Here is a 20,357-nt window from a genome sequence, read left to right on the forward strand (position 1 = left end):
GGGAATTTGGGGGTGTCGGGTTACTGTGCCTGGCTTGAGATGGCTGCCCTCACCCTAGCCCTCTCCCGAGGGGAGAGGGGACTGATTGGGGGATGCTCAGAATCTCCGCCGACCTGAAAAATCTTTGCCGAATCCATAATCGGCTGGATCGTTCAGGTCGCTGAATATCTCAAGACAACTCGGTCAGTCCCCTCTCCCTTTGGGAGAGGGTTAGGGTGAGGGGCTCTTCAGCTTTCGAGGGCCTCAGCCAATCAAACCGTATGCAGATACCAGTTGTACTCAAGGTCAGAGATCGAGTTTTCGAACTCGGCCAGTTCGCTTTCCTTGCACGCGACGAAGACGTCGATGTACAGCGGGTCGATGTACTTGGCCATGACTTCGCTGTCGTCCAGCTCGCGCAATGCGTCGCGCAGGTTGTTCGGCAGGCTCTGTTCGTTCTGCTCGTAGCTGTTGCCTTCAACCGGCGCGCCCGGCTCGATCTTGTTGGTCAGACCGTGATGAATACCGGCCAGGACAGACGCCATCAGCAAGTACGGGTTGGCGTCGGCACCGGCAACACGGTGCTCGATGCGCACGGAGTCCGGTGAACCGGTCGGTACGCGCACGGCCACGGTGCGGTTGTCGATGCCCCAGCTTGGCGAGTTCGGTACGTAGAACTGCGCGCCAAAGCGGCGGTAAGAGTTGACGTTCGGGCAGAGGAAAGCCATTTGCGCAGGCAGGGTCTCCAGCACACCGCCGATCGCGTGACGCAGCGCGGCGTTCTGCTCGGGATCCTCGCTGGCGAAGATGTTGTTGCCTTCTTTGTCCAGGATCGAAATGTGTACGTGCAGACCGTTGCCCGCCTGGCCCGGATACGGCTTGGCCATGAAGGTGGTGTCCATCTCGTGGTCGTAGGCGATGTTCTTCACCAGACGCTTGAGCAGGACGGCGTAGTCGCACGCCTTGATCGGATCGGAGACGTGATGCAGGTTGACTTCGAACTGCGCCGGGGCGCTTTCCTTGACGATGGCGTCCGCCGGAATGCCCTGCTCTTTCGCGCCTTCGAGGATGTCTTGCAGGCAGTCGACGTATTCGTCGAGATCGTCGATCAAGTAAACCTGAGTCGATACCGGACGCTTGCCGGAGACTGGCGAACGTGGCGACTGCGGACGGCCGTTCACGTTGTCCTGGTCGATCAGATAAAACTCGAGTTCGAACGCGGCGCAGATGGTCAGGCCCATTTCGTCGAACTTGCGCACGACGTTGGCCAACACTTCACGCGGGTCAGCGAAGAACGGCTGGCCTTCCAGTTCGTGCATGGTCATTAACAGTTGTGCGGTCGGGCGCTTTTGCCAAGGCTCGATGCTCAGGGTGCCAGGGATCGGATAGCAGATGCGGTCAGCATCACCGATGTCCAGACCCAGGCCGGTGCTTTCCACCGTGGAGCCATTGATGTCGAGGGCGAAAAGCGAGGCCGGCAGGTTGATGCCTTTCTCGTAAACCTTATGAAGACTGGTGCGTTCGATGCGCTTGCCGCGCACCACACCGTTCATATCCGCAATCAGAAGGTCGACGTACAAAACCTCAGGATATTTCTTAAGGAATGCGTTTGCTTCGTTGAGTTGAACGGTACGCAGAGGGACCGACATGATGCACCTATTTAGCTGTTAATTATTATGTTCACTACCGTGTTGCGCAGCCAGTCAATCCGAAAGGCAAAGTGAAGTCAATAGCGAACAGCTGGCCTCCAAGGGTTTATTTTTAGGGCTTTTATTAACACTCTCGTGCCAACACAGTCGCCAAAGCCCCTAGATTCATGAAGATTTGATGAACGGCGTTTAGAATTTTTTACATGGCAGTTGTTAATTAAAATAAACGCGGATAAGCTCCGGAAAAGCTCGTTCAAGTGTCAAACTTCGAGGTGAATAAAAATGGCATTCAAGCCATTGATCGGCGTTACAGCGTGCGTCAAACAGATTGGCCTGCACCCCTATCACATCAGCGGTGACAAGTACTTACGTGCTGTCAGCGTTGGCGCCAACGGGTTGCCAGTGGTCATTCCTTCCCTTGGCAACCTGACTGAAATCGATGACCTGCTCGGTCAACTCGACGGTCTGTTGCTGACCGGCTCGCCCTCCAACGTGGAACCTTTCCACTATCAAGGCCCGGCCAGCGCACCCGGCACGGATCACGATCCGGCGCGGGATGCCACGACCCTTCCTTTATTACGTGCAGCCATCGCGGCGGGCGTTCCGGTGCTCGGCATCTGCCGTGGCTTCCAGGAAATGAACGTCGCGTTCGGTGGCAGCCTGCACCAAAAGGTGCATGAGCTGCCGGGCATGCTTGATCACCGCGAAGCCGACAGCCCGGAACTCGCCGTGCAGTACGCGCCGGCGCATGCCGTGACGGTATTGGGCGGTGGCGTGTTCGAAGCGCTCGAGTTGCCGGGTGAGTTTCAGGTCAATTCGATTCACAGCCAGGGCATCGACCGCCTCGCGCCCGGCCTGCGTGCCGAAGCCGTGGCACCGGACGGTTTGATCGAAGCGATCTCGGTCGCCGACAGCCCGACCTTTGCCCTCGGCGTGCAATGGCATCCGGAATGGCAGGTGCTGGACAACCCGAACTACCTGAAGATTTTCCAGGCATTCGGCGCGGCTTGCCGGCAACGGGCGGCGCAGCGCAACCAACGCTGACACGAGCCAAAGATCACCACGATTTACTGCCCCCACGAACGTCGGGTGTGCCTGCGCACATCCGTCATTCGTGAACAGCAACACCTGTAATAACAACAAGTACGACCCAGGCAGCCAGGACGGCGGCGCCGAACAAGCCGGATGGCAGGAGCAAGACCGCCGGATCAACGCAAAACCCTGTGGGAGCGGGCTTGCTCGCGAAAGCGTCGTGTCAGCCAGCAACGATGTCGACTGACACGACGCTTTCGCGAGCAAGCCCGCTCCCACAGGGGGATGTGATCCGACCGGAAATGCACCTGCAGGCTTGCAATCCACTTAAGCCCGGCCACGTTGGCTGAGCGAACGAAACCTGTTGGGAGTTTCACATGGCAAACGCCTCCAGCACTTACCGGAAGGCACTTGAAGGTCATCAGCAACCGAAAAAGGTTCTGGTGAAAGTCGATCGTGTCACCAAGAAGTTCGACGAAACCACGGCAGTGGACGATGTGTCCCTGGAGATCCATCAGGGCGAAATCTTCGCCCTGCTCGGCGGCTCCGGTTCGGGCAAATCGACCCTGCTGCGCATGCTCGCCGGTTTCGAACGGCCGACTGAAGGGCGGATTCTGCTCGACGGCGTGGACATCACTGACATGCCGCCGTACGAGCGGCCGATCAACATGATGTTCCAGTCCTATGCGCTGTTCCCACACATGACCGTCGCGCAGAACATCGCCTTCGGCCTGAAGCAGGATCGTTTGCCGGCCAGTGAAATCGATGCCCGCGTCGATGAAATGCTGCGCCTCGTGCACATGACCCAATACGCCAAACGCAAACCGCATCAGTTGTCCGGCGGTCAGCGTCAACGCGTCGCCCTCGCCCGCTCGCTGGCCAAACGTCCGAAGCTGTTGCTGCTCGACGAACCGATGGGTGCGCTGGATAAAAAGCTGCGTTCGCAGATGCAACTGGAGCTGGTGCAGATCATCGAGCGTGTTGGCGTGACCTGCGTGATGGTGACTCACGACCAGGAAGAAGCGATGACCATGGCTGAGCGCATCGCCATCATGCACCTGGGCTGGATCGCGCAGATCGGCAGCCCGATCGACATCTACGAAGCACCGGTCAGCCGCATGGTTTGCGAGTTCATCGGCAACGTGAACGCCTTCGACGGCACCGTGGTGGAAGACCTTGAAGGTCACGCGATCATTCACAGCCCGGACTTGCAGCAGAAAATTTACGTCGGTCACGGCGTCAGCACTTCAGTGCAGGACAAATCGATCACCTACGCGATCCGCCCAGAAAAAATGCTGGTCAGCACCACTAAACCGGAGTTCCGCTACAACTGGTCCGAAGGCAAAGTGCATGACATCGCTTACCTCGGCGGTCACTCGGTGTTCTACGTCGAACTGCCGGGCGGCAAAATCGTCCAGTCGTTCATGGCCAACGCCGAACGCCGTGGCGCGCGTCCGACCTGGGACGACAAAGTCTACGTCTGGTGGGAAGACGACAGCGGCGTGGTACTGCGCTCATGAGAACCTTCAATCAGCAATTCCTGCGCCTGGTGCCCAGCGGACGAAAACTGGTGATCGGTATTCCGTTCATCTGGCTGTTCCTGTTCTTCATGCTGCCGTTCTTTCTGGTGATGAAGATCAGCTTCTCGGAAGCCGCGCTGTCGATCCCTCCGTACTCGGAGATCTACACCTACGCCGAACAGAAATTCCAGCTGCTGCTGAACATCGGCAACTACACCATGCTCGGCGAAGACGAGCTGTACCTGTCGGCCTACCTCGGTTCGCTGAAAGTCGCCGCGCTGAGCACGATGATGTGCCTGCTGATCGGTTTCCCGATGGCCTACGCGATCACCAAGACCGGCAAGGAAACGCAAAACGTCCTGCTGCTGTTGATCATGATGCCAACCTGGACCGCGATCCTGATCCGCGTTTATGCGTGGATGGGCATCCTCAGCAACAACGGCCTGCTCAACGCGTTTCTGATGTGGACGGGGCTCACCGATCACCCGATCGAGATCCTCAACACCAACACCGCCGTCTATATAGGCGTGGTTTACGCCTACCTGCCGTTCATGGTGTTGCCGCTGTACGCCAACCTCGTCAAGCACGACGGCAGCCTGCTGGAAGCCGCGTCGGATCTGGGTTCGAGCAACTTCAACAACTTCTGGAAAATCACCGTGCCGCTGGCCAAGAACGGCATCATCGCCGGTTGCATGCTGGTATTCATTCCGGTGGTTGGTGAGTTCGTGATCCCAGAACTGCTGGGTGGCCCGGAGACGCTGATGATCGGTCGCGTGCTGTGGCAAGAGTTCTTCAATAACCGCGACTGGCCGGTGGCGTCTGCCCTGGCGGTGGTGATGCTGTTGATCCTGATTGTGCCGATTCTGCTGTTCAACCGCAGCCAGGCCAAAGAGATGGAGGCACGGGGATGAAACGCTTCGGTTTTTCCAAGTTCATGTTGATCTTCGGCCTGATGTTCATTTATCTGCCGATGCTGATTCTGGTGATCTACTCGTTCAACGCTTCCAAACTGGTGACGGTGTGGGGTGGCTGGTCGGTGAAGTGGTACGTCGGTTTGCTCGACAACACGCAACTGATGGGCTCGGTGGTGCGCTCGCTGGAAATCGCCTGCTACACCGCGATTGCTGCGGTGGCATTGGGCACATTGGCGGCATTCGTGCTGACCCGTGTAACTCGCTTCAAGGGCCGCACTCTATTCGGTGGCCTGGTCACCGCGCCGTTGGTGATGCCTGAAGTGATCACCGGTCTGTCACTGTTGCTGCTGTTCGTGGCCATGGCGCAGTTGATCGGCTGGCCGCAGGAGCGTGGCATCGTCACCATCTGGATCGCCCACACCACGTTTTGTGCCGCTTATGTGGCAGTGGTAGTCTCCGCCCGCCTTCGCGAGCTGGATCTGTCGATCGAAGAAGCGGCGATGGATCTCGGTGCGAAGCCGTTCAAGGTGTTTTTCCTGATCACCATCCCGATGATCGCGCCGTCGCTGGCGGCGGGCGGGATGATGTCGTTCGCCCTGTCGCTGGATGACCTGGTGTTGGCGAGCTTCGTCTCCGGGCCGGGTTCGACGACCTTGCCGATGGAAGTGTTCTCGGCCGTGCGTCTGGGCGTGAAACCTGAGATCAACGCGGTGGCGAGCCTGATTCTGCTGGCGGTGTCGCTGGTGACCTTCCTCGTCTGGTACTTCGGCCGCAAGGCAGAAGCCAACCGCAAGCGTGCGATTCAGGAAGCAATGGATCAGACCGCGAATGAGTCGTGGCAACAGCCGGCAACGGCGACTGCCTAAGCAACACTGATGAACAACTGTGGCGAGGGGATTTATCCCCGTTGGGCTGCGAAGCGGCCCCAGCAGTTCTACCTGAAAACTCTGTATTCAGGTTTTGCGACTGCTTCGCAGCCGAGCGGGGATAAATCCCCTCGCCACATAGTTCCATGTACAGCCGTAATTCTGTAGGAGCTGCGGAACGCTGCGATCTGTTGATCTTGAAAAACAAAATCAAAAGATCGCAGCGTGCCGCAGCTCCTACAAAAATGTAGTCAGCCCCTCGGTCAGTCGGATGAGGGGGCTTTGCGTAACGTGAATAAAAAGAATGGAGTTGTACCGATGAAAATGTTTGGCAGGACTCTGCTGACACTGTCCTTAATGGGCGCAATCGTCATGGGCGCCCAGGCCAACGACAAGGTGCTGCGTGTTTACAACTGGTCCGATTACATCGCGCCGGACACCGTCAAGAAATTCGAAGACGAAACCGGCATCCGTGTGACCTATGACGTCTTCGACAGCAACGAGACCCTTGAGGCGCGCTTGCTGGCGGGCAAATCCGGTTACGACATCGTCGTGCCGTCCAACAGTTTCCTGGCCAAGCAGATCAAGGCTGGCGTCTATCAGACGCTGGACAAATCGAAGCTGCCGAACTGGAAAAATCTCAACCCAGTGCTGCTGAAAAACGCTGCCGCCAGTGATCCGGACAACGCTCATGCGTTCCCGTACATGTGGGGCTCGATCGGCATCGGTTTCAACCCGGCCAAGGTCAAGGAAGTGCTCGGCGCCAACGCCCCGACCAACTCTTGGGACTTGCTGTTCAAACCGGAAAACGCTGAAAAGCTCAAAGCCTGCGGCATCAGCTTCCTCGATTCGCCGACCGAAATGCTCCCGGCCGCCCTGCACTACCTGGGCTACCCGGTGAACGACAAGGACACCGCGCACATCGCCGAAGCCGAAGCGCTGTTCATGAAAATCCGTCCGTATGTGGCGTATTTCCATTCTTCGAAATACATCTCCGATCTGGCCAACGGCAACATTTGCGTGGCGGTCGGTTACTCCGGTGACGTGCTGCAGGCCAAGGCCCGCGCCGTGGAATCGGGCAACAACGTGGTGATCGATTACAGCATTCCGAAGGAAGGCGCCGGCAGCTTCTACGACATGGTCGCGATTCCGCGCGATGCCAGCAACGTCGACAACGCCTACCTGTTCATGAATTTCCTGATGCGCCCGGACATCATCGCCGAAGTCACCAACAGCATCGGCTACAGCAACGCCAACGCGGCGGCCACGCCACTGGTGGATGAAGCGATCCGCAACGACCCGGGCTCGTACCCGACAGACGCGGTGATGGCGACGTTGTACGCCGTGCCGGATCAACCGATTGCCACGCAGCGGATCATGACGCGCGGCTGGACCCGGGTGAAGCTCGGTAAATAACCCCAGCGCAAATCCAAAATGTGGGAGCGGGCTTGCTCGCGAAAGCGGTGTATCAGCCACAAATGAATCGACTGGCCTGACGCATTCGCGAGCAAGCCCGCTCCCACAGTGGTTCGGTGTTATGACAGAAAGAATTAATGATTTCCCGTTCGCGCAGCGCCTTACCACCGCTGCAACCTCTCTATGAACGGCCTCACCTGGCTCCCTCGGCTCAGGTGAATTCTCAGGCGCCTTCGGGCGCCTTTTTTGTCGCGTCAGGTCAGCGGCCAGTCTTGCAGCATGCGATAACGGCCCTTGTGCGATTCAAACAAGGCAAAGCGTTCAGCACGCAGAAAGAACTCCGGTGGCGTAGCGGCTTCCGGCTCCGGCGCGCGGTAGTCGCGGGCCAACGTCAGGTGCGGGCGAAACTCGCGGGGCGTCTCTTCAAAACCGAAAGGCAACATCGCCTGTTCCAACGCATAGACCAAGCGCAACAACGCCTGCGGTGCCTGCTCAGGCGCCAGCGACAACACGCCCGGACGATGCCAGACCTGCAAGCGATCCAGTGAAATCCTCAACGCCTCCCCCGGCGTGCGCACTTTGCTGGCGGCTTGGCAAACTTCATTGATCTGCGCCAACGGCACCGCACCGAGAAACAACAGCGTCAGGTGAAAGTTATCGGCCGGCACCGGTTTGCCGGTGCGCAACCCCAACTCGCCGCGCCACTGAGCAATCGCCTTGCGCTGTACCGGCGGGCAGTCGAGGGCGAAAAACAGTCGCTTCGCTTCATCGGTCATGGCCCTGCTCCCCTGTTGATCGTAATCCGCCGGATTCTACACAGCCTGAACTGACGACTCGCGACAGGCAGCTATAGTTCAAGGATTGCCATCAACCGGAGGCCGCCATGCGCGAGATCCTCAGCAAAGAGCCATGGTGGGCCCGACCGCCGAATCCTGGGCAGGACGAAAATGAACTGGAATGGGGCTGGCTGGTGCATTACAGCGAGGGTGAACCGCGCTTCGAATTTGTCCGCGAACGGCCAAGCGACGAAGAAATTCGCCAGCGCAAAAGCTGCCGAATCACTCCCTCACCCGAGTGAACACAAAACCTGTGGGAGCGGGCTTGCTCGCGAAGGCGATCTGTCAGATGAAACCATTGTGAATGACACACCGCTTTCGCGAGCAAGCCCGCTCCCACAGGGGATTTGTGTTCGTTTTACGGTTCAAGGAGGTATTGGAAGCCGCCGTAGATCATGCGCTGCCCATCAAACGGCATCGGGTTGACGTCGGGTTGCATGCGCGGGTCTTCCATCATTTTTGCCATGCCGGCATCGCGGGTGGCTTTGTCCGGCCAGATCAGCCAGCCAGACACCACGGTTTCGCCTTCTTTGAGTTTCACCGCCATAGGAAACGACGTGAGCTTGCCGTCCGGCACGTCATCGCCCCAGCATTCAGCCACGCTCAGCGCGCCGTATTCCTTGAACAGTTTTGCCGCGATCACGCAGTGTTGTTTGTACTGTTCACGATTGGCAGTCGGCACAGGCGCCACGAAAATATCGATGTAAGCCATGATCATTCTCCTTGTACGTTGGGTTCGATCTGCTGAGTAGTCGAATCCGGCGGCTGCCATTCGACACGGTTCACGCCCAAGCCGACCGACGGTTCCTCCCGCGCACCCAGATTGCGTTCGACCTGACCGGCCATGTGCAGCGTGCCGGCCATGACGCCGGTCGTCGGGTTCTGCACCAGTTTCAGCCAGGCCTTATCAAAGGTGCTGCCGAGACTGTTGCGGATCAACGCTTCGCTGTCGGGGCGATCGTTGGCCTGAATGATCGCGCGGATCCCCGCGACACCCACCGAAATCAGGCCACCGGCCAATTTACCGGCGGCGGCTGCCACGGCGCTGGCAGCTCCGCGCGGGGCCATCTCCGCTTCCATGCGCTGGCTCGCGCGTTTGGCCACCGGCGCCATGCCGGCGTCCGTCGAGGCAATCCCCTTGGCGCCGCCGTCGGTATGGATCTTGTCGATGAGCGCGGCATACGCCGGCAGCGTGTTCAGCGGTTCGCTGCTGATGACTTGATACAACGAAGCATCGCGCGCTGGCGGAGGGCCGAGCGCGATCGCCGGAATCTTCTGCAACCGCCCATTGAGCTGAGCAACCGGCACGCCATGACGCTGGGCGATGAGCGGCATCTGCTGGGCCATCAACTGCGCATAGAACGCCGTGGCCTGACCGAGAATCGCGTCCGGGTCGACCTCCACCGCCACTGGCGCCAGCACTTTTTTCTGATACTGCTCAAGCAGATACGTCGCCAGGCGTTTGGCGGAAGCGTCCTGTTCGCCACCGGCACTGACGGTGTACCAACTGACCTTCATCGACAGCCATTCCTGCGTCCAGTAGCTGCTGAACCACGGGATGAAATTTTCTTCAGTTTGCTCATAGACGCGAATGCGCCAATGTTCCATCGAACCGCGGGCAAACAGCTTGACCTGCTCGGTGGCCTGCTGGGAGGCGCTGACGATCTCGCGGTCGATCTGCTGCCAGGTTGCAGGCGAGACGAACACGGCTTTAGGCGCTGACACCGGGGCACGGGCCGACGTGGCGCAGCCGGCCAGCAGAAACAGTGCGGCGACGAGCAGCGCACGCAGGTTCACGGTGGTGGAGTCCTTTGAACAGGAAGAGGCAGATTTGAGTATAGGTGCGGGGGATGGGCCGTTGGTCTGGTTGTAACAAGACGGACGCTATCGCGAGCAGGCTCACTCCTACAGGGGAATGCATTTCAAATTGTAGGAGTGAGCCTGCTCGCGATGGGGCCAGCAAATTCACCACAAAACCGCAACCATCACTGCCATCGATATCCACCATCGCCACGATTGCCTTCCGCCCACCGCCCATCAAAGGCACGATTGCCACATCCGAGACGCAACGAGGAGTTCACATCATGATTCACACCATCACACTCTCCGTGAGTTTCCCGGTGTTCGGCAGCAACTACTACGACCAGCACTACGTGTCGCACAAGACACAGGCGCTGGTGTTCAACGAAGCTTTCGAAGATCTGCTGATGCCCGCCGCGATCAATCACTTCAGTAATGAAGTGGTCGGCATCAACGATCAGTTCCGCTTTCTGAGCGACATTCTCGCCACCCATTTGCTGGACATCGAGGCCTCCGTGCCTACGCGATCCCGCGTCCAGGCGAGCGCTCACTTTTAACAACAAGGGCGTCCCACGGGACGCCCTTTTTCATTCAATCAATCATCATCGCGATCACGATAGTAGCGACGGCCGTCGCGGTGATCATCGCGATCGTCCCAGCGCCGGTCATGGTCGTAATCGCGGCCATGATCGCGGTCGTAGTGCCGGCCATGGCGATGGTCATCATCAAAATCCGCCACACAACCACCGAGCAAAACGGCGGCGCTCACGGTCAGCAATATCGTTGTAGCGCGCTTCATTCAACACTTCCCTAAAACCAAGGTCTTGACGACGGAATCGGCCACGCTGCCCTTGCCTTCAAGACACGGTGCGCGCAGCCGCAGATACGACCGGACAAAACCGTGTTGATTCAGTGGCCACTATCGACCGTTTGTCGTGCCGACCCCTTCGCGACCAAGCCCACCCCCACATTTAAAATGCATTCCCCCTGTGGGAGCGGGCTTGCTCGCGAAGAGGCCCCTACAGCCCCGCAAAATCCGAATTGATCATCACCGCAAATCCAACAAAACCTTTCCCTCCCCCCCGCGGTCACTCCTTAACGAGACCGGCGATCACGCTGGCTGCCCGTTTGGGCCATTCGCAACCCCGCTGCCCTGATTGAGAGAGACAAGGAATCGAACCATGACGATTTCCCGACGCAGATTTTTAATCCTCGGCGCCGTGACCGCGACAGCCTTCGCGATGCCCCCGTTTATCAGCCTCAAGGCCTATGCGGCCAACCTGGAGCAACCCGCCATGAGCAAAGTGACGATTCAAGTCAACGGCAAACCCCAGGCGCTGGAGGTCGACAACCGCACCACCCTGCTCGACGCCCTGCGCGAACACCTGCACCTGACCGGCAGCAAAAAAGGCTGCGACCACGGCCAGTGCGGCGCCTGCACGGTGATTGCCGATGGGCGGCGAATCAACTCTTGCCTGACCTTGGCGGTGATGCACGAAGGCAGTGAAATCACCACCATCGAAGGCCTTTGTATGCCCGACCAGTTGCACCCGATGCAAGCCGCGTTCATCAAGCACGACGGTTATCAGTGCGGCTATTGCACGCCCGGGCAAATCTGCTCGGCAGTGTCGGTGATCAAAGAAATCCGCGATGGCATTCCCAGCCATGTCAGCCCCAGCCTGACGGATTCCCCGCAACTGATCGCCAGTGAATTTCAGGAGCGCATGAGCGGCAACATCTGCCGCTGCGGTGCTTACTCAAACATCATCGAAGCCATGACTGAAGTCGCGGAGGTGCCGGCATGAGACCGTTCAATTACAGCCGCGCCGACTCCCCCGCTGCCGCTGCGCAAGCGGCGCAGATTGAAGGCGCCAAGTTCATTGCCGGCGGCACCAATCTGCTGGACTTGATGAAGCTCGACATCGAAACCCCGCTGCACCTGATCGACGTCAATCACTTGGGCCTGGATCAGATCGAAGACACGCCCGAGGGTGGTTTGCGCATCGGCGCGCTGGTGCGCAACACCGATCTGGCCGCCGACCAACGCGTGCGCAAGGATTACGCTTTGCTCTCCCGCGCCTTGCTCGCCGGCGCGTCCGGCCAGTTGCGCAACATGGCGACCACTGCTGGCAACCTGCTGCAACGCACCCGTTGCCCATACTTCTATGACACCAATCAGGCGTGCAACAAACGCCAGCCCGGCAGTGGTTGCGCGGCGATTGGCGGGGTCAGTCGGCAACTGGGGATCATCGGCGTCAGCGACGCCTGCATCGCCACGCATCCGAGCGATATGGCCATCGCCATGCGCGCCCTCGATGCGCAGATCGAAACGGTGAAACCCGACGGCAGCACCCGCAGCATCGCCATGGCCGATTTTCATCAGTTGCCCGACAACACGCCGAACATTGAAACCAGCCTGACGCCCGGCGAATTCATCACCGCCGTGACCCTGCCCGCACCCGTCGGCGGCACGCACATTTATCACAAGGTGCGTGATCGCTCGTCGTACGCCTTTGCGCTGGTCTCGGTCGGTCTGATTCTGCAAAAGGACGGCAGCGGCCGTATCGCCGTCGGCGGGATCGCGCCGAAACCGTGGCGCGTCGAAGCCGCCGAAGCGCTGCTGCCCGACGGCGCGAAAGCCGTCAGCGCACGCCTGCTCGATGGCGCGACGCCGACCCACGACAACCAATTCAAACTGACCCTGGTCGAGCGCACGCTCGGTTCGGTGTTGGCGCAAGCGAGGGAACAAGCATGAAATTCGACACGCCCGCCACCACCAACCCGATCGACCAGTTAAAGGTCATCGGCAAACCCACCGACCGTGTCGAAGGCCCGCTGAAAACCAGCGGTCAGGCGCCGTATGCCTACGAGCAACACGAGGCAGTGGCCAATCAGGCTTACGGCTTCATGGTCGGCTCAGCCATTGCCAAGGGCCGGATCAACAACATCGACCTTGAAGACGCGAAAGCCGCACCGGGCGTGCTGGCAATCGTCACTGCCGCCAACGCGGGCAAACTCGGCAAGGGCAAATACAACGCCGCGCACCTGCTCGCCGGGCCGGAAATTCAACACTATCACCAGGCTGTCGCCTTGGTCGTTGCGGAGACTTTCGAACAGGCGCGCGCCGCCGCGCAAATGGTCAAGGTTGATTACGTGGCGGCCACTGGCGAGTTCGATCTGGCCAGCGTGCGCGACAAAGGCGTCGAGCCGAAAGAAGAGTTGCCAGACGTCAGCCACGGTGATTTCGCCAAGGCGTTCGAAGCCGCGCCGGTGCAGTTCGATCAGACCTACACGACGCCGGATCAGTCCCACGCAATGATGGAACCGCACGCCACATTGGCCGCGTGGAAAGGCGATGAGCTGACGCTGTGGACGTCCAATCAGATGATCGCCTGGAGCGTCGACGATATCGCCACCACCCTCGGTTTGCCGAAGGAAAAAGTCCGCCTGATTTCGCCGTACATTGGCGGCGGATTCGGCGGCAAACTGTTCATCCGCGCTGACTCCATCCTCGCTGCACTCGGCGCACGGATGGCTGGCAGACCGGTAAAAGTCGCCCTCGCCCGCCCGCAAATGGCCAACAACACCACCCACCGCCCCGCCACCATTCAGCGCATTCGCATGGGTGCGACGGCGGACGGCAAACTCACGGCAATCGCCCACGAAGGCTGGTCGGGCAACCTGGAGGACGGCAAAGTCGAGGTCGCGGCGCAGCCGAGTCAATTGCTCTACGCTGCTGAAAATCGCCTGGTCACGATGCGCCTCGCGCCGCTTGATCTACCCGAAGGCAATTCCATGCGCGCGCCCGGCGAAACGCCCGGACTGATGGTGCTGGAAATCGCCATGGACGAAATGGCCGAGCAGCTGAAACTTGATCCGATCCAGTTCCGCATCCTCAACGACACTCAGGTCGATCCGGTGAAAACCGAGCGGCCGTTTTCCCAGCGACGCTTGATCGAATGCCTGCAAACCGGCGCCGATAAATTCGGCTGGAGCCAACGCAATGCTCAGCCGGGCACCCGCCGCGAAGGTCGCTGGCTGATCGGCATGGGCGTGGCGGCAGCGATCCGTAACAACCTGCTGGTCAAATCGGGCGCGCGGGTGAAGCTGGAACGCGACGGCAAGGTCACCGTGGAAACCGACATGACCGACATCGGCACCGGCAGCTACACGATCATCGCGCAGACAGCCGCCGAGATGATGGGCGTGGGTTTGAAGGATGTAACGGTGCATCTGGGCGATTCGAGTTTCCCGGTTTCGTCGGGTTCTGGCGGACAGTTTGGCGCTAACTGCTCGACCTCCGGGGTGTATGCCGCGTGCATGAAACTGCGCGAGGCCGTGGCGGGCAAGCTCGGGTTGGCGGCGGATCAGGCTGAGTTTGTCGACGGTGAAGTGCGCGTCGGCGACAAGCGTGTGCCGCTGCGTAATGCTGCGCAAAACGGCGTGTTGGTGGCCGAGGACAGCATCGAATTTGCCGACCTTGCCAAGCAATATCAGCAGTCGACGTTTGGTGCGCATTTCGTTGAGGTGGCTGTGGACGCGGCGACTGGCGAAATCCGCGTGCGGCGCATGCTCGCGGTGTGTGCGGCGGGACGGATTCTTAACCCGAAAGCGGCGCGCAGTCAGGTGATCGGCGCGATGACCATGGGCGTCGGTGCGGCGTTGATGGAAGAACTGTCGATCGACAAGAAGCTCGGGTTTTTCGTCAACCATGATCTGGCGGGATATGAAGTGCCGGTGCATGCCGACATTCCCCATCAGGAGGTGATTTTTCTTGATGAAACCGATCCGATTTCTTCGCCGATGAAGGCCAAGGGTGTGGGTGAGTTGGGGATTTGCGGGGTGAGCGCGGCAGTGGCGAATGCGATCTATAACGCCACGGGGGCGCGGGTGCGGGAGTATCCGATTACGCTGGATAAAATCCTCTCTTCACTCCCCCAGATGATCTAAAAAAAATCCCTGTAGGAGCTGCCGAAGGCTGCGATCTTTTGACTTTGATTTTTAAAAGCAAGATCAAGAGATCGCAGCCTGCGGCAGCTCCTACATGGATCACGGGGTAGTCTCAGTCGATCTGCGGGTATTGCTCAGCGCTCACCTGTTCCATCCACTCCACCACCTTGCCATCAAGCACTTCCGCAATCGCGATATGCGTCATCGCCGTGGTTGGCGCCGCCCCGTGCCAATGTTTAGCACCCGGCGCAATCCATACAGTATCCCCCGGGCGAATCTCGCGTACCGGTTGTCCCCATTCCTGCACGAAACCCGCCCCGGCGGTAACGATCAATGTCTGCCCCAGTGGATGGGTGTGCCACGCCGTGCGCGCGCCCGGCTCGAACGTCACCGTCGCGCCACTGACCCGCGCTTCATCAGACCCCTTGAACGGTGCATCAACGCGCACGGTGCCGGTGAACCAATCCGCCGGGCCACGGGCCGAAGGTTGTGAGCCGTTGGGCGTAACGCTCACGCGAGGATTTTCATTGGCCTGCACTTCATCTGCCAACAGGGAGAGGGTCAGAGCAGAAGCAGCAATCGGGTGCATGGCAAGTTCCTCCAGAGAATCAATGCCATCACTTTACCGACCCGCACTCTTCAGATAATCGACTAGAATTTGAAAAAACTTATGCGAGACACTCATCAATGCTTCGGGAAAACGCCGCCGACCTGCTCGCCTTTCTCGCCGTGGCCCGCGAACGCAGCTTCACCAAAGCTGCCGCCAAGCTCGGCGTCTCGCAATCGGCGCTGAGCCACACCATTCGCGCCCTCGAGGCGCGCCTTGGCCTGCGCCTGTTGACGCGCACCACACGCAGCGTCTCGCCCACCGAGGCCGGCGAGCACCTGCTGCAAACCATCGGCCCGCGCTTCGAAGAGATCGAAGTGGAACTGGCGGCCCTGAGCAACTTGCGCGAAACCCCGGCGGGCAAAATCCGCATCAACGCCACTGACCATTCGCTGGACTGGCTGCTGCGCCCGGTACTCAAGGAGTTCCTGCCGAAATATCCCGACATCGCTGTCGAAGTCAGCTGTGATTATGGTTTCGTCGACATCGCCGGCCAGGGCTTCGACGCCGGCATTCGTTTGGGCGAAGACGTTGCGCAAGGCATGATCGCCACGCGCATCGGCCCGGACATGCGCATGGCGGTGGTTGGCTCGCCCGCGTATTTCGCCCGCTGCCCCACCCCGCAAACCCCGCGCGACCTGACCGACCACAGCTGCAACAACTTGCGCCTGCCCACCAACGGCGGGCTCTATAGCTGGGAGTTCGAGAAGGATGGCGAAAGCCTGAAGGTGCGAGTATCCGGGCAAATTACGTTGAATGGCGTCTACCCGTTGCTTGATGCGGCGCTGGATGGGTTCGGTTTGAGCTACATCCCGGAGAACATTGTCGCGCCGTATCTGGCCGATGGTCGCTTGCAGCAAGTGCTTGAGGATTGGTGCCCGACATTCGCCGGGTATCACCTCTACTACCCGAGCCGGCGTCAGGCTGCACCGGCATTTGCACTATTGCTGGAGGCGTTGCGCTATCGCCCCTGACCCCAACCGCCAACCTGTTTTCCGTAGGAGCAGAGCTTGCTCGCGAAGAGGCCATATCAGTCGATATTTTCGCTGACTGATACACCGCTTTCGCGAGCAAGCTCGGCTCCTGCAAGATTCGTCGCAAGCTGGATATCGCCACGGACTAACCCACCAACGCAATCAACTGATGCCGCTGCGCATCGGTGAGCATCGGCCCGAATCCGGCCCTGACGTTGTCGGCCATATAACGCGGATTGCTCGTCCCCGGAATCACACAGGTCACCGCCGGATGCGCCAGCAGAAACTTCAGCGCCAGTTGCGGCCAGCTGTTGACCTGGACGTCCGACACCCACGCCGGCAAAGGTTTGCCCTTGAGCCGGCCCAGCAAAGCACCGCCACCAAACGGCCGATTGCAGATCACCGCCACCCCGCGCTCGCGGCACAGCGGCAGGATACGTTTCTCCACGCCCCGATCATCGAGGGCGTAGTTGATTTGCAGAAAATCCAGTTGCTCAGCCTTAAGTACCGCTTCGACTTCATCGTAAGCCGAGGACGTGTAATGAGTGATGCCGATGTAGCGGATGCGCCCCTGCTCTTTCCATTCGCGCAGGGTCGGCAGGTGGGTTTGCCAGTCGAGCAGGTTGTGGATCTGCATCAGGTCGATGCGTTCGGTGCGCAGCAGGCTGAACGACTGCTCCATCTGCGCGATGCCTTCCTCGCGCCCGCGTACCCACACCTTGGTCGCCAGAAACGCCGGCGAGCGGGGTTCATGGATCGACAGCAGTTCGCCGGTGGTCTGCTCGGCGCGGCCATACATGGGTGAGCTGTCGATCACCGTGCCACCCTTGGTGAACAGCTCATCGAGCACCGCCGGCAGCTGCCGATAAGCCGGGTCGCCCGGCGCCACATCGAAACCGCGATACGTGCCCAGACCGACCAGGGGCAATGACTCGGAGCTGGAGGGGATGGCGCGGGTCTGCATGGTTTGGCCTCGGATAGTCGCGGGTGGCGCGGCAGTGGCCAACGCCCGATCAAAAGTGAAGACTGCCGAAACCCCGGCAGCCAGCGTGAGCAATCGGCGACGGGAGTAACCCTCAGTGTGGCTCATGCTGGTTCCCCTGCTGCGTGAATCTGTTGCATGTTGTGTGCGCAGACCGTCTGGCGAAATCGCTGGACTACACTGCGACTGCCGACTTCCTTACCCCGTTAAAAGTAGCCGAATGTCCCGAACCCTGATGTTACTCGTCGCATTGATCGTCGCTGTGTACCTGGTGCTGTGCGCGGCGCTGTTCGTTTTTCAGCGCTCGCTGATCTATTTTCCGCAGGCCGGCACGGTGGAGACGGCGGAGTCACGGCTGAAATTATCGATGGCGGATGCCGACGTCTGGGTGACCACCCGCGAGCGTGTCGGGCAGCGGGCGCTGATCTATTTCGGCGGCAATGCCGAGGATGTCTCGCACAATCTGCCGGAGTTCGCCGCGGCATTCCCGGATTACGCGCTGTACTTTCTGCACTATCGAGGGTTTGGCGGCAGCGGCGGCAAGCCTTCCGAGGAGGCAATTGCCGAGGATGCGCTGGCGCTGTTTGATCAGGTGTACGCCAGCCATCCGCAGGTGGCGGTGATCGGGCGCAGTCTGGGTTCGGGCGTCGCAGTGCGTCTGGCCAGTCAACGGCCGGTGCAGAATTTGATTCTGGTGACGCCGTACAACAGCCTCGAAGAAGTCGCCGTGAAGCAATATCCGTGGGTGCCGGTGAAGTGGTTGCTCAAGGATCGTTATGAATCAGGCAAATACGCGGCGCATATTCGCGTGCCGACGTTGTTGCTGGCGGCGAGTGATGACGAGGTGATTGCGCGGGACAGTACCGAGCGGCTATTGAGGAATTTTCCCGAGGGGGTGGCGGTGCTTAAGGTGGTGCCGGATTCGGGGCATAACTCGATTTCCGAGCGGGGGGAGTATTTGCGGTGGATGGGGGATGTGTTGAATCGCTGAGATTTGTGTTGGCGGGTCTGGCCTCTTCGCGAGCAAGCCCGCTCCCACATTTTGTCCGGTGTACACCAAACCAGTGTGGGAGCGGGCTTGCTCGCGAAGGGGCCGGCCAAATCACATCAATACCCCAGAAAAAAACCACACCTGCCACCCTGAACCAAGTCCAAAAAGCCCAGTCCTACACGCGCCGCTTTTTCCTCTCCTGAGCCGTCCACTCCATGCGCCACACCGCCCGCCCACTTCGTCTGGTTTCGCTGTGCCTGCTGCTTTCGCCTTTGTTTGCTCAATCCGCCCACGCCGGCGCCGAACGCCAACTGGTCGCGGCCATCAACGACTACCGCGCCCACCCGCAACGCTGCGACCGTCGCCCCGCGCAGCGCCTGGCTCCGCTGGCGTTGAAAGATAATCTCGCGCTGCCCATCGGCTATGGCTACGGCGGCGGCATGCGCGAGGCGCTGAAATCGTCCGGATATGCAGCGGTGACGGTGCGCAGCATCCGCATCGTCGGTGCCGAGGATGCCGACGAAGCCTTCGACCAGCTACAAGACCACTACTGCGGCGCATTGCTCGACAGTCAGTACGCCGACATCGGCATCAGCCGTTCGCGCAGTGAATGGCAGGTGGTGCTGGCGCGGCCGGTGCTCGACAACCGTGTCGGCGATAACCGCAGCGTCGGCAAAGCGCTGCTCGCCGAGGTCAATGCCGCCCGCGCCCGGCCACGGATGTGCGGGCGCCAACGCTTCGCTGCCGCCCGACCGCTGAGCTGGAACGCTGCGCTGGGCGCGGCTGCACAAGGGCACAGTAAGGCCATGGCTTATGGCAATTATTTTGCGCATCGTGATCCGGACGGTGATTTGCCGGCGGATCGCGCCAGAGCGGCGGGTTATCGAGGACGGCAGATAGGTGAAAACATTGCCGCCGGGCAGAGTTCGCCGGGCAAGGCGATGGCCGGGTGGCTGGCCAGTCCGGGGCATTGCGCCAATTTGATGAACCCGATGTTTACCCAAGTGGGGGCGGGTTTTGCCAGCGAGGCGCGTAGTGATGAAGGGGTTTACTGGACGATGCTGTTTGGTGCACCGTGATTTTGCGTTGACTCGACGGGCCTCTTCGCGAGCAAGCCCGCTCCCACAATGGTTCGGCGTACACCGGCCAAAATGTGGGAGCGGGCTTGCTCGCGAAGGGGCCAGATCAGCCACCCTCAATTTATTTGGGCCGACGCACCGCCCGCACCCGCCCGCTATTCCCGCCACCACAATAGAACCGATACTTGCCATCCGCCTCCAGCCCCGACACGCCAGTCCCGTCGGGCATCGTCAGGCTTTCCAGCACCGCGCCGTTATCCGGGTCGATCCGCCGCAACTCGCTCTCCTCGCCTTCCCACGTGCCATGCCACAGCGCGCCATCAACCCACGTCACGCCGGTGACAAAGCGGTTCGACTCCAGCGTGCGCAAAATCTCGCCGGTTTCCGGGTTGATCTGATGGATTTTACGGTCGCGATACTGACCAACCCATAACGAACCCTCGGCCCAGGCCATGCCGGAATCGTTGCCACCACCGGGCGCGGCGATGGTGTTGAGGATGCGCCCGGTGGCCGGGTCGATCATATGGATATGGCGGTCGGCGATCTGGAACAAATGCTTGCCATCGAACGCGGTGCCGCCATCAGCGCCGACCTTGAGCGTGCGCACGGTTTCGCCGCTGGCCGGATCCAGCGCATTGAGCTGACCGTCGCTGGCGAACCAGACTTGCTGACCGTCGAAGGTCACGCCGTGGATGCCGTCGATCCCTTCGAACGGGCCGTACTCGCGAAGGATTTCTGCGTTTGCGTGTTTCATGGGGGCTT

General features: G+C 60.1%; 21 protein-coding genes. 13 read left to right on the forward strand and 8 right to left on the reverse strand.

From position 1 onward, the window contains the following. Window positions 1–251: 251 nt before the first annotated feature. Window positions 252–1,628, reverse strand: coding sequence for a glutamine synthetase family protein (locus tag ACZZ0D_RS13455; RefSeq protein WP_159812436.1), 1,377 nt, complete (start codon window positions 1,626–1,628; stop codon window positions 252–254). Window positions 1,629–1,910: 282 nt separating this feature from the next. On the opposite strand from ACZZ0D_RS13455, the gene ACZZ0D_RS13460 reads away from it, so the two are divergent. The 5 genes from ACZZ0D_RS13460 (at window position 1,911) to ACZZ0D_RS13480 (ending at window position 7,376) form a co-directional block, all read left to right on the forward strand. Further along, window positions 1,911–2,672, forward strand: a complete 762-nt coding sequence (locus ACZZ0D_RS13460; protein ID WP_212545961.1) for a gamma-glutamyl-gamma-aminobutyrate hydrolase family protein — start codon at window positions 1,911–1,913, stop codon at window positions 2,670–2,672. A gap of 365 nt (window positions 2,673–3,037) precedes the next feature. Next, on the forward strand, window positions 3,038–4,180 hold the full coding sequence (locus ACZZ0D_RS13465) for an ABC transporter ATP-binding protein (protein ID WP_053121089.1): 1,143 nt from the start codon (window positions 3,038–3,040) through the stop codon (window positions 4,178–4,180). Between the two features lie 29 nt (window positions 4,181–4,209). Continuing rightward, window positions 4,210–5,091 (forward strand): ABC transporter permease subunit, encoded by an 882-nt coding sequence (locus ACZZ0D_RS13470; RefSeq protein WP_163005261.1) that lies wholly within the window; start codon window positions 4,210–4,212, stop codon window positions 5,089–5,091. Further along, window positions 5,088–5,960 (forward strand): ABC transporter permease subunit, encoded by an 873-nt coding sequence (locus ACZZ0D_RS13475; protein ID WP_008086901.1) that lies wholly within the window; start codon window positions 5,088–5,090, stop codon window positions 5,958–5,960. The genes ACZZ0D_RS13470 and ACZZ0D_RS13475 overlap by 4 nt, the downstream gene beginning before the upstream one ends. A gap of 318 nt (window positions 5,961–6,278) precedes the next feature. Beyond that, a complete protein-coding gene (locus ACZZ0D_RS13480; protein WP_159812438.1) occupies window positions 6,279–7,376 on the forward strand; it encodes a polyamine ABC transporter substrate-binding protein in 1,098 nt (365 codons plus the stop codon). A 254-nt stretch (window positions 7,377–7,630) separates the two neighbouring features. Here ACZZ0D_RS13480 and thpR read toward each other — a convergent pair whose 3' ends face one another. Further along, complete coding sequence (gene thpR / locus ACZZ0D_RS13485; RefSeq protein WP_463553510.1) at window positions 7,631–8,152, reverse strand: RNA 2',3'-cyclic phosphodiesterase; 522 nt, start codon at window positions 8,150–8,152, stop codon at window positions 7,631–7,633. A 107-nt stretch (window positions 8,153–8,259) separates the two neighbouring features. Between thpR and ACZZ0D_RS13490 the strand changes: the two genes are divergently transcribed. Continuing rightward, window positions 8,260–8,454 carry a hypothetical protein gene (locus ACZZ0D_RS13490; RefSeq protein WP_401239026.1) on the forward strand — a complete coding sequence of 65 codons (195 nt, stop codon included), beginning with the start codon at window positions 8,260–8,262 and terminating at the stop codon, window positions 8,452–8,454. A gap of 116 nt (window positions 8,455–8,570) precedes the next feature. Here ACZZ0D_RS13490 and ACZZ0D_RS13495 read toward each other — a convergent pair whose 3' ends face one another. Then, window positions 8,571–8,924: a DUF1428 domain-containing protein gene (locus ACZZ0D_RS13495; protein ID WP_053119325.1), complete on the reverse strand. Its 354-nt coding sequence runs from the start codon at window positions 8,922–8,924 to the stop codon at window positions 8,571–8,573. Between the two features lie 2 nt (window positions 8,925–8,926). Then, window positions 8,927–10,009 carry a hypothetical protein gene (locus tag ACZZ0D_RS13500; RefSeq protein ID WP_463553511.1) on the reverse strand — a complete coding sequence of 361 codons (1,083 nt, stop codon included), beginning with the start codon at window positions 10,007–10,009 and terminating at the stop codon, window positions 8,927–8,929. Window positions 10,010–10,296: 287 nt separating this feature from the next. Here ACZZ0D_RS13500 and ACZZ0D_RS13505 point away from each other — a divergent pair, with 287 nt between their 5' ends. Beyond that, entirely contained in the window at window positions 10,297–10,569 is a 273-nt protein-coding gene (locus ACZZ0D_RS13505) for a hypothetical protein (RefSeq protein ID WP_053119320.1), read from the forward strand. A 38-nt stretch (window positions 10,570–10,607) separates the two neighbouring features. On the opposite strand, the gene ACZZ0D_RS13510 is transcribed toward ACZZ0D_RS13505, so the two are convergent. Next, window positions 10,608–10,811: a hypothetical protein gene (locus ACZZ0D_RS13510; RefSeq protein WP_463553512.1), complete on the reverse strand. Its 204-nt coding sequence runs from the start codon at window positions 10,809–10,811 to the stop codon at window positions 10,608–10,610. 382 nt (window positions 10,812–11,193) lie between these two features. On the opposite strand from ACZZ0D_RS13510, the gene paoA reads away from it, so the two are divergent. Genes paoA through paoC form a run of 3 tightly spaced genes read left to right on the forward strand, consistent with a single transcriptional unit; the run spans window position 11,194 to window position 14,962 of the window. Further along, window positions 11,194–11,817 carry an aldehyde dehydrogenase iron-sulfur subunit PaoA gene (paoA, locus tag ACZZ0D_RS13515; RefSeq protein WP_463553513.1) on the forward strand — a complete coding sequence of 208 codons (624 nt, stop codon included), beginning with the start codon at window positions 11,194–11,196 and terminating at the stop codon, window positions 11,815–11,817. Continuing rightward, window positions 11,814–12,767: an FAD binding domain-containing protein gene (locus tag ACZZ0D_RS13520; protein ID WP_463553514.1), complete on the forward strand. Its 954-nt coding sequence runs from the start codon at window positions 11,814–11,816 to the stop codon at window positions 12,765–12,767. The genes paoA and ACZZ0D_RS13520 overlap by 4 nt, the downstream gene beginning before the upstream one ends. Continuing rightward, window positions 12,764–14,962 (forward strand): aldehyde oxidoreductase molybdenum-binding subunit PaoC, encoded by a 2,199-nt coding sequence (gene paoC, locus ACZZ0D_RS13525; protein ID WP_463553515.1) that lies wholly within the window; start codon window positions 12,764–12,766, stop codon window positions 14,960–14,962. The genes ACZZ0D_RS13520 and paoC overlap by 4 nt, the downstream gene beginning before the upstream one ends. Before the next feature lie 112 nt (window positions 14,963–15,074). Here paoC and ACZZ0D_RS13530 read toward each other — a convergent pair whose 3' ends face one another. Then, window positions 15,075–15,551: a (R)-mandelonitrile lyase gene (locus tag ACZZ0D_RS13530; RefSeq protein ID WP_463553516.1), complete on the reverse strand. Its 477-nt coding sequence runs from the start codon at window positions 15,549–15,551 to the stop codon at window positions 15,075–15,077. Between the two features lie 98 nt (window positions 15,552–15,649). On the opposite strand from ACZZ0D_RS13530, the gene ACZZ0D_RS13535 reads away from it, so the two are divergent. Then, window positions 15,650–16,543 (forward strand): LysR family transcriptional regulator, encoded by an 894-nt coding sequence (locus ACZZ0D_RS13535; protein ID WP_463553517.1) that lies wholly within the window; start codon window positions 15,650–15,652, stop codon window positions 16,541–16,543. 145 nt (window positions 16,544–16,688) lie between these two features. Here the strand turns inward: ACZZ0D_RS13535 and ACZZ0D_RS13540 are convergent, their stop codons facing one another. Then, window positions 16,689–17,633: an aldo/keto reductase gene (locus ACZZ0D_RS13540; protein ID WP_463553518.1), complete on the reverse strand. Its 945-nt coding sequence runs from the start codon at window positions 17,631–17,633 to the stop codon at window positions 16,689–16,691. A 112-nt stretch (window positions 17,634–17,745) separates the two neighbouring features. Here ACZZ0D_RS13540 and ACZZ0D_RS13545 point away from each other — a divergent pair, with 112 nt between their 5' ends. Together ACZZ0D_RS13545 and ACZZ0D_RS13550 are read left to right on the forward strand one after the other, a co-directional pair. After that, window positions 17,746–18,516, forward strand: coding sequence for an alpha/beta hydrolase (locus ACZZ0D_RS13545; protein ID WP_463553519.1), 771 nt, complete (start codon window positions 17,746–17,748; stop codon window positions 18,514–18,516). Between the two features lie 215 nt (window positions 18,517–18,731). Then, the gene (locus tag ACZZ0D_RS13550) at window positions 18,732–19,595 is read left to right on the forward strand and encodes a CAP domain-containing protein (protein ID WP_212549179.1); all 864 of its coding nucleotides are present in this window, start codon (window positions 18,732–18,734) and stop codon (window positions 19,593–19,595) included. Window positions 19,596–19,716: 121 nt separating this feature from the next. Here ACZZ0D_RS13550 and ACZZ0D_RS13555 read toward each other — a convergent pair whose 3' ends face one another. After that, complete coding sequence (locus ACZZ0D_RS13555; protein ID WP_463553520.1) at window positions 19,717–20,349, reverse strand: Vgb family protein; 633 nt, start codon at window positions 20,347–20,349, stop codon at window positions 19,717–19,719. Between the last annotated feature and the right edge of the window lie 8 nt (window positions 20,350–20,357).

It is taken from the genome of Pseudomonas sp. AC193 (genome assembly GCF_979258075.1).